General features: G+C 61.8%; 9 protein-coding genes and 1 pseudogene. 2 read left to right on the top strand and 8 right to left on the bottom strand.

Going from position 1 to position 8,667, the window contains the following annotated elements:
- Window positions 1–502, top strand: a 502-nt coding sequence (locus tag B7X90_RS17780) for a hypothetical protein (RefSeq protein WP_292626807.1), incomplete at its 5' end; no start/stop codon positions are given.
- Complete coding sequence (locus B7X90_RS17775; RefSeq protein WP_292626805.1) at window positions 495–1,346, top strand: nucleotidyl transferase AbiEii/AbiGii toxin family protein; 852 nt, start codon at window positions 495–497, stop codon at window positions 1,344–1,346. The genes B7X90_RS17780 and B7X90_RS17775, both read left to right, overlap by 8 nt.
- Before the next feature lie 51 nt (window positions 1,347–1,397).
- On the opposite strand, the gene B7X90_RS17770 is transcribed toward B7X90_RS17775, so the two are convergent.
- The 8 genes and pseudogenes from B7X90_RS17770 to B7X90_RS17735 form a co-directional block, all read right to left on the bottom strand.
- Window positions 1,398–1,826, bottom strand: a complete 429-nt coding sequence (locus tag B7X90_RS17770; protein WP_292626804.1) for a ribbon-helix-helix protein, CopG family — start codon at window positions 1,824–1,826, stop codon at window positions 1,398–1,400.
- A pseudogene (locus B7X90_RS17765) lies at window positions 1,823–3,860 on the bottom strand (conjugal transfer protein TraG). The gene B7X90_RS17770 and the pseudogene B7X90_RS17765 overlap by 4 nt, the downstream one beginning before the upstream one ends.
- Window positions 3,861–3,894: 34 nt before the next feature.
- Entirely contained in the window at window positions 3,895–5,649 is a 1,755-nt protein-coding gene (locus B7X90_RS17760) for a DUF3363 domain-containing protein (protein ID WP_292626801.1), read from the bottom strand.
- 235 nt (window positions 5,650–5,884) lie between these two features.
- Window positions 5,885–6,517 carry a lytic transglycosylase domain-containing protein gene (locus B7X90_RS17755; protein ID WP_292626799.1) on the bottom strand — a complete coding sequence of 211 codons (633 nt, stop codon included), beginning with the start codon at window positions 6,515–6,517 and terminating at the stop codon, window positions 5,885–5,887.
- Window positions 6,518–6,661: 144 nt separating this feature from the next.
- Complete coding sequence (locus tag B7X90_RS17750; RefSeq protein ID WP_292626797.1) at window positions 6,662–6,994, bottom strand: DUF736 domain-containing protein; 333 nt, start codon at window positions 6,992–6,994, stop codon at window positions 6,662–6,664.
- Window positions 6,991–7,584, bottom strand: a complete 594-nt coding sequence (locus B7X90_RS17745) for a S26 family signal peptidase (protein WP_292626795.1) — start codon at window positions 7,582–7,584, stop codon at window positions 6,991–6,993. Before B7X90_RS17745 ends, B7X90_RS17750 begins: the two co-directional genes overlap by 4 nt.
- The gene (locus tag B7X90_RS17740) at window positions 7,581–8,102 is read right to left on the bottom strand and encodes a DUF2840 domain-containing protein (RefSeq protein WP_292626791.1); all 522 of its coding nucleotides are present in this window, start codon (window positions 8,100–8,102) and stop codon (window positions 7,581–7,583) included. Before B7X90_RS17740 ends, B7X90_RS17745 begins: the two co-directional genes overlap by 4 nt.
- Before the next feature lie 247 nt (window positions 8,103–8,349).
- The coding region (locus tag B7X90_RS17735) for a replication initiator protein A (RefSeq protein ID WP_292626789.1) at window positions 8,350–8,667 on the bottom strand (318 nt) is incomplete at its 5' end.

The raw sequence follows: 8,667 nt of genomic DNA, 5'->3' as shown, positions 1-8,667 counted from the left end.
AAGCGCTCCTGTGCATCCCTTCGCGGTGGCGCAGGCTTTGCTTCCCGGGAGCTATATTTCCTTTGAAAGCGCGCTGGCTTACCATGGCTGGATTCCTGAGGCCGTGCTTGTCACTGCCAGCGTGACGCCGGGGCGTAAAACGCTGGAGATCCCGGCCACCGAATTCGGCTCCTTCAAATATCATCCGCTGGCCATTGCTGATTATTGCTTCCTTGGCGGCGTCGAACGGGTGACCTTCGACAAGCTCACCGCCTTTGTCGCTAGGCCGCTGCGCGCCCTTATGGATCTTGTCGCCCTGCGCAAGGTGGAATGGTCTAGCCTCGATTGGCTGACCAATGGCATGCGGATCGATGACGAGGCGCTTCTGGCATTGACGCAAAAGGACTTTGCCGCAGTGAAGTCGGTCTACAAGCACAAGGCAGTGAACGCCTTCCTTTCCGAGCTTGAAGATGTGGTTCTGACGACAAAACGGGCTCAAAGCAGGGGATCGCTGCATGATTGACATCATCAAGGAAAAGCTCGGCCGCTATGGCGCCACCAATGCGCTTGAAGAGGAAAACGCGCTCAAGGAGATCCTCCAGGAGATTGCGTTATACGCGCTGTGGCGCGCCGATTTTTTCGATTGCGCCCTGTTCCAGGGCGGCACCAGTCTGCGCATTCTGCACGGGCTGCCACGCTTTTCCGAGGACTTGGACTTTCTCCTGCGCGTGCCGAACATGGACTTCGACTGGTCCCCTTACCTCGAGGGGATGACCGAGGTGTTCGGCCAGTTCGGGCTCACGCTGGAAGCGCATCCCAAGCCGCGTATGGATACGGCCATTCGTCAGGCGCTGCTCAAGGACGATTCCATCGCCAGCCAGCTCGACCTGTCATTCGCAGGCACCGGCCATCGCAAGGCGATCAAGATCAAGCTGGAAATTGATGTGAACCCGCCCGCAGGATCGGCCGAGGCGACCACCTATCTTGATTTTCCAGCCGACTATGAGGTGCGCCATCAGGATCTGGCATCCAATTTTGCGCTGAAGATCCATGCCTTGCTATGCCGAGGCTTCCTCAAAGGTCGCGACTGGTTCGACTTCTCCTGGTATGTTTCGCGCGGGCTCGAACCCAATTTCGTCCTTTTGCAAAACGCGCTGGTTCAGGCAGGGCCATGGGCCGGTGACGGGTCGCTTCTCGTCGACATGGCATGGTTGAAGGCTGCGCTTTCTGGCGCAATCACTCGGATCGAGTGGAAGGAAGCGGCAAAGGATGTCGAGCGCTTCCTGCGTCCTGCCGATCTTAAATCGGTTGATCTGTGGAGTGAGCGCTTTTTCCTCGCCAAGGTCGATAAGCTCGCCGGGGGATAAGCGGATGGAAGATTGTCCGCCGGCCGCGCCAGCTTTGAGCGAATTGTGAGATCAGGCGTCAGTCGCGCTCGGTATCTCTCGCCCCACTTCATCCCGCAGCTTCGGCCCCGCCTCCATCCGCCGCGAGAGTGATTCCACGAAGCCCTGCCACCTCTTCTTGCCCATCGCCTGCGCCGCCTTCATTGCCGTGTCGGGTAGCGGCGGATTGCTGGTGAGCCAGAAGCGCACGAACAGGCCAATCGCCTCGTTCGTCAATTCCACATGCCATTCGAGTCGATCCAGTTGCCGCGACAGGCGATCGAGCCGCCTTGCCAGAGCGGCCTCCATCCGCTCATCCTGATCGGACTGCAGCAGGGACATCAACGCCGCCTCCACCACTTCGGTGCGCGAGACGCCGCGGGCATGAGCGCGTTCCTCCAGCAATTTGGCCAGTTCGATATCGAGCCGGAAGGTTTGTTTGCTGTGGGGCTTCTTCCTCACAGGTCGATGCCGTCATCGGGGTCGAGCGATGCATTGCGGGCATTGCGGTTCATAGTGCGATCAGCTTCCCGTTTGGCCCTGGCTGCGTCATCCTCGGGCGCATCGCGATCAAGATCGAACTCGTTGACCGGTGGCTTGGGGGCGGGAACGACATCCTCATGTTCACCCAGTTCGGGTTCTCGCCTGATCCCGGAGTTCGCCGAATCATTTTCTGATCCAGCCCCATCGGCATCTGACGGCACATCCGGCTTTGGCTGATCAACTGACGGCTGTTCGGAGCTTTTCGCTTCGGCCTGGGCTGGTTTAGTCGGCAGCGATGCCGCAATGGGCGCGAGCGCAGACCAGTCGTCCTTTGGCCGTTTCTTCGGGTGCAGCGGTTTGGGGATAGGTGCCGGAAGAAGGCGCGCGCAAAACCTTGGATCGAGAAAGTATTTTGCCTTTTCCGCGCGGATCGGCGGAGTGCTGGCCACCAGCACTATTTCCTCGTGCTCAGAAAATTGCTGAACTTCGCCGGGGGTTAGCAACGGCCTCGCGGTCTCTGTCCGTGACACCATGATATGGCCGAGCCATGGCGAGAGGCGATGCCCGGCATAATTCTTCATCGCCCGCATCTGGGTCGCGGTGCCGAGCGCATTGGACACGCGGCTGGCGGTATTGTCATCATTGGCCGCGAACGCGACGCGGACATGGCAATTGTCGAGAATGGCGTTGTTTGACCCGTAGGCTTTTTCAATCTGGTTGAGCGACTGCGCGATCAGGAATGCCTTGATCCCGTAGCCTGCAACAAAGGCCAGAGCGCTTTCGAAGAAGTCGAGCCGCCCCAAAGCCGGGAATTCGTCGAGCATGAACATCACGCGCTGCCGGCGACCCTTGGCTCTCAGCTCTTCGGTCAAGCGGCGACCGATCTGATTGAGCATCAGGCGGACGAGCGGCTTGGTCCGGCTGATATCGGAAGGAGGAATGACCAGATAGAGCGACACAGGTGCCGCTGAATCGACAAGATCAGTGATGCGCCAGTCAGAGGCTCCGGTCACCTGCGCAATCACAGGGTCGCGGTAGAGGCCGAGGAACGACATGGCCGTCGACAGGACGCCAGACCTCTCATTGTCGGACTTATTCAGCAGTTCCTGCGCGGCGGCGGCCACGACGGGGTGAACACCATCTTTACCCAGGTGCGGGGTCGTCTTCATCCGGTGCAGCGTGGTTTCGATCGAACGGCGCGGATCAGATAGGAAGCCAGCGACCCCGGCCAGCGACTTGTCCTTCTCGGCATAGAGGACGTGCAGGATGGTGCCGACGAGCAGCGAATGGCTGGTTTTCTCCCAATGCGTGCGCTTTTCCAGTGACCCTGATGTTCTGGGCGTCACGCACCTCCCAATCGCCCTTCCGGACTTCGAGCAGCGGATTGTAGGGGTTGGATGCGGGGTTGGTCGGATCGAACAGCAGGACGCGGCCATGCCTGGCGCGAAACCCCGCTGTCAGATCCCAGTTCTCGCCCTTGATATCGTGGACGATGCAGCTGCCCGGCCAGGCGAGCAGCGACGGGATTACGAGACCGACGCCTTTGCCGGAACGGGTCGGCGCAAAGCAGAGAATATGCTCGGGGCCATTGTGCCGCAGATACCGGTTCTTGTGCGAGCCGATCACCACACCATCCTGTTTCAGGAGACCTGCCTTGCGGATTTCCTTGTCGGTCGCCCAGCGTGCGGAACCGTAGGTCTCTGACTGCTTCTCCTCCCGCGCGCGCCACACCGACATGGCGATCGCGATGACTATGGCGGCCATGGCACCCGAGACCGCGATGAAAGCGCCGGTCTGGAAGATCTGTGGTGCATAGGCGTCAAACGCAAACCACCACCAGAAGAAGGCATAGGGCGGATAGATTGGCCAAGGTCCAAGCCAGAACCAGGGCTCGCCGAGCTCGGGTTGATGCGCAAGGGCGTGGGCCGTCCATTGGGTGGCAGACCAGATGCCAAGCAAGGTGACGCTGATGACGGCGATGACCTGACCCCAGAGAATGCGGGTGGCGTTCATTGAAAGTTACTCCTGATGAGGGGGTAAATGAGGGTCACAGGCTGATCCCGCGTCCGCGGCCTAAGGCCCAGTCAACAGAACCGCCCGGCGACATGGTGCCGGTGATGTGCTGGCCGAGGTGCTGATCGAGCGCCGGGCGCCAAGGCACGAGCTGGAAGCCCAGCCCTTCGTCGATCATCGCGAAGCGGCCCGTCGAAAGCGTCACCCGCTCCCGGTAGATGCCGCTGACATAGTCGCCTGCGCCCGAGGGTTTGTGCTCAAGTCCCGTGCGCGCGGCGATGGCCTGCGTGGCCGCTGTCAGCTCCTGATTCTTCAGCGTTCCGACGAGATCCTGAGCAAGGATGACTCGCTGGCCCTGCCGGCGGGCAAGCCCCTGCGTTTCGAGATGGCTGGCGCGGGCATCCAACGCATCGCGCACCTCGCACCCGAAACCATTGCCCGTTGCTACGGGGTCGCGGGCAACAAGCTGGCGATCAAGCCACGTCGCGCCAGGTGCTTTGATCTGTGCCTCGAGGGGTATGTCTGATCGCGTGGCGAGCGACAGCCGGTCATGCCCTTTGGCATCCTCCCATGAGCGCAGTTCGACGATCGATCCGGCTTTGGCATCGCCGGTCATCTCCATGTCCTTGAACCGCAGATGGTGCGTGCGGCCATCGACACCGTCGACGATGGCATAGGCGCTGCCCGTTAGCTCGTCGTGGAGGCCACGTTCGACCAGGCGTCCGATGACCGGTTCGCTTGGAACGTCCTGATGCAGGGCCAATGCCGATACATCAAACCGCCCGCCGTCGCGGCTTATGGCATTGTGCATCGTCTTGATGATGTCGTTGCGCACCGAAAGGTCGCGCAATGTGGCTTCTGCACCGGGCTCCAGAGCCCACACCGCAGGCCCTTCGCGCGCGGCCAGTCCCAGCTGTTCTAGTTTGGCGGCGCGGCCCAGCAGCAGCCGGCGCATTTCGGGATCGGCGTCGCCGCCTGGACGCAGATCGACAAGGCCTGCGGTATCCTGACCCAAGCGTTCAAGCTGCCGGTCAAGACTGGTCCAGCGCTCTGCATCGACCTCGCGTTCGAGCGCGGTGCGGATGTCCAGCTCGGTGCGCGGCCCCAGTTCGAGCGTCACCCGCTCTTCCGCCCGGAACCGCAGACCTTCGCTGATATAGCCCCGGTCAATGACAAGATCGGTGCCGTCACTGGCAACGCCGCGCACCAGCACATGGATGTGCGGATTGTCGGTGTTCCAATGGTCAACGGCGACCCAGTCCAGTTCGTTGCCCAGATCCTTGGCCGCGTCAGCCATCAATTCGCGGGTGAAGCTGCGCAGGTCTTCCATGTCTCCTGCATCTTCGGGCGAGACGATGAAACGAAAGTGGTGCCGGTCATCTTCGCAACGCCCTGCAAAGGCATCCCGATCAGCCCTGTCGGTCTGGGCATCGAACATCGAGGCATCGCGCCCGTCGCGGGACACGCCGTCACGCTCAAGATACTTGATGTGCTTTGCCAGCGGTGCGGCGCGGTAATGCGCACCTTTATGGCGAGCGATGCGCGCCATAACAGTAACGCGGCGTTGGCCAGGTGTGCGGCGCATCGCGGCAACCGTCCGACGCCCGCGCGCGGCTTTGCCGCTGCCACTCCCGCGTTTCAGACCCGCTCGCCGTGAACCCGCATGGCCCGCCTTGTTGGCGGCACGCTGGACCTGAGCCGCCAGCTTCTGGCTTCGCCGTCCAGAGGCTGCACCGCTGTCCCTGCTTCTTCCCGGCCGCACCCGAAATTCATTGTCGTCGCGGCTCATTTTGAAGGTGCCAGACGATTACGCGGCAGATTTCCGGGCATTTGGGAAGCATCGTATGGCAGGCTTTGCGCGGTGCCATACGAAAATATCAGGCTTCTACAACCACATGAGGGCCAGGTGCTGGCACTCCTTTTATCTTGCCCTCTAAAATTGCCCTCTCGCTCAAATACACACCTCCCCGCCGTACCTATCCGACACGACGCCCGAACCGTCGGAGATGCGCTGGAGTATCCCATCACGGATTTCGCGGTGAAAGCGAGACAAACAGGGGGTGCGGCGCGGGGTTTGGTGACGGCACAGAGGCCAACGGCGACGCAAGCGGAGTGCGCTGTGGCTGCACATCAGCCGCAACGTCATTGCTGCTCGCTTCGCCATCGCTGCGCGGCGTGAACAATGTAGCCTGACGCCAGGGATGAGCATTGGCAGGTGGCATGGCAGCAGGCGAAGCGATGCTGGCCATTCCAAGACCTGGCGCGATCTGGGCGACGTAGTTGACGGTTTCTGCCGGAAGACTGCGACGACCGGCAGCATAGTCATCGGCACGGCCTGGTCCCGCATTGTAGGCCGCCAGCATCAAGCTGACATTGCGATACCGATCCCACATGGCGCGCAGATAGGCCGCACCTCCAAGGATGTTCGCACGCACATCGAACGGGTCAGAGCCAAGGCCATGCCGCGCGCTCAGCATAGACCAGGTGCCGGGCATGATCTGCATCAGCCCTATGGCTCCGGCAGGCGAAACCGCACGCGAATTGCCGCGACTTTCCGCCCGCATCACCGCCCATATCCAGAGTTCGGGAATGCCGAAGCGCTGCGATGCCTCTGCGACATGCGGCGCATAAGGATGCGCTGCAAACTGGTCAGGCACCGTCGCAACTGCGGCAACCGGAGACGTCGCCGCTGCCAAACCGAGGGCGAAAAAAGTGCCGGGAAGGAGAAGGTGAAGGCGCAGCCGAACGGCAATCCGAACTGCGGAACACCGGCGAATGCGAAGCGATGCACCGGTCATGGCCTATTTCCGATCGCGATTGGTCGGACGCGACCAGAGCAGGTGATGCTCGTCGTCACGGGACATGGACCGAAGCAGGTTGGCGCGCAGGGGATAGGCAAAGGCCGGGTCGTCTATCTGCACCGCGACAAAGGCACCGGCGCGCTCGCCTGTGCGGTTCCAGCCAGCACCGATTTCCGTGCCAGTTTCGGCATCGCCGAGCAGCACGCGCCAGTCGGGTGCATTGTCACTGTCGTTCGATGGAGCCGGGACGAGCGTCACGACAGCATCGAGCATGAGGGTCCGGATTTGCCCCGTGAAACTGTCCTGCGCGGAATGAAAGACGCCGATCATCATGGCCTGTGCTCCTGGTTGGTGGTTGGGGAAGCGGCAGATGCACCAAAGCCGCGCCAGCGCAGGGGCTGGTCAGGTGCATCACGGGTAAGGATGGGGTGTGCCGTGCCGATAAGGCCGGCTGCGGGCAGAGCACCGAAATAGCGCCCATCAAGGCTATCGGCCGCCGGGTTCAACAGGAACAATTCGTCTGTTCGAACGCGGTGACAGCCCTGCCAGTTTGGCAAAGGCCGACCCAATCTGTCGTGCGATTTGGCTATAGCGACACGGTTGCCGTCCACCGAGACGACAGCGTCGGCGCGGCACGCCCATTGCCCAGGCAGAGCCGCGACATGTTTCATGAGCGGTACGCCGATCGGCAGATAGTGGCGATCGGCCATCATCCGTGCGGTCGCAGCCGGCGGCACAATGGCGACCAACTCGCCGAGCCTTGGGCGTGTGTCGCTCACGAGGCGATAGAGGCCGACGGGCGCACTGGCGCTCGCGTTCCACATCAGTCTCGGTCGCGGCGACAGGATGGCGACTGCTGCGAACCCAGCGCTGAACAAGCCTGCCCACAGTATCGTGGCGCGAACATAGCGGCGGCGGCTCATGCTTCGAGCGCCTTGCGCCGGAGCCAGGCTGCGTGCCGTTCAGCTGTGTAAGCCCGGAACGGCATTCCGGCGTTCAGCCGGTTGCCGACGTGGCGCCAGTGATCGGGCGATGCGTCGCACGGATCAACACCGGCGGCTTCGACCGCATCAATGGCCTGCAACACCTGTGCGACCTTGGGCCAGCTCTCGATGTGCAGCAGGATGTCGCCGCCCGGGCGGACAAACGGCAACGTCGTGTAGGCCTCGCCCGGAGCAACCGCCGTCACGATGTCTATGCGCGAATGGATCGTGCCATAGTCGTTCGAGGTCCAGCGCACGAAAGCGAATACCGCGCCGGGACGGAAGGCGATGACGCGCGTGCGGCGGTTGATGATCGTGTCAGCCGCAATGCGACCGAAGCGGATCCATTGTTCGTAGCGCTTCTCGATCCAGGTCACTTCGACCTCGGTAAGCGCGCTTGCTGTCGCTGACCTGATGGCCTGCGAGGAGCTGTGCCGCTGCGCAGTTGGCTCGCTCATGGCCGAGCTCCCACCATCGCGAGCCCGACAAGCTTGACGCGGGCGTTCAGCAGGCCCGTCGCACCGCGATTATCCACAGGCTGCAAAAGGGTTAGCAAGAATCCGAAGGATTCTTTTCTATTAGCATCGTTAGAGGAGCGCCGATTTGCCGCAGAATTCTGCGGGTTTCCGCATGGTCTCGGTTTTCGATAGGCCGAGGATCGGGTTTCCGATGGGCCGAGTCCGACGGTTTTTAATAGGCCGAATGTCATGCCAACTTCTCCACAGGGAAACCGACGCGCCGGGCAGCGGCAACGAACGGGTCGACGGGGATGGGTTTGAAGATCAGCCGCTCGCGGCCGAAGCTGTGCTCAAGGCTCAGATGGTAGCCCGGGAGAGACTGCCGCCGGACGATGGTCCGCAGCTCGAATGCGAATTGCTTGAGCGGCGAAAGCGCACCTGATTTGAGATGAAGGTGCGGAACGTCGAAGCTCCAGCCACCGCGCTGATGTCCACCATGCTTGCGCACGATACGGTAGAGCCAGCGCTCGACGCCGCCAGTCAGCGCAAAGTAGGCGCGGTCGAT

This window comes from Novosphingobium sp. 17-62-19 (genome assembly GCF_002256775.1).
Lineage (GTDB): Bacteria > Pseudomonadota > Alphaproteobacteria > Sphingomonadales > Sphingomonadaceae > Novosphingobium.
The sequence above is the reverse complement of the archived record's forward strand: the minus strand, read 5'-3'. Positions and strand labels throughout refer to the sequence as shown.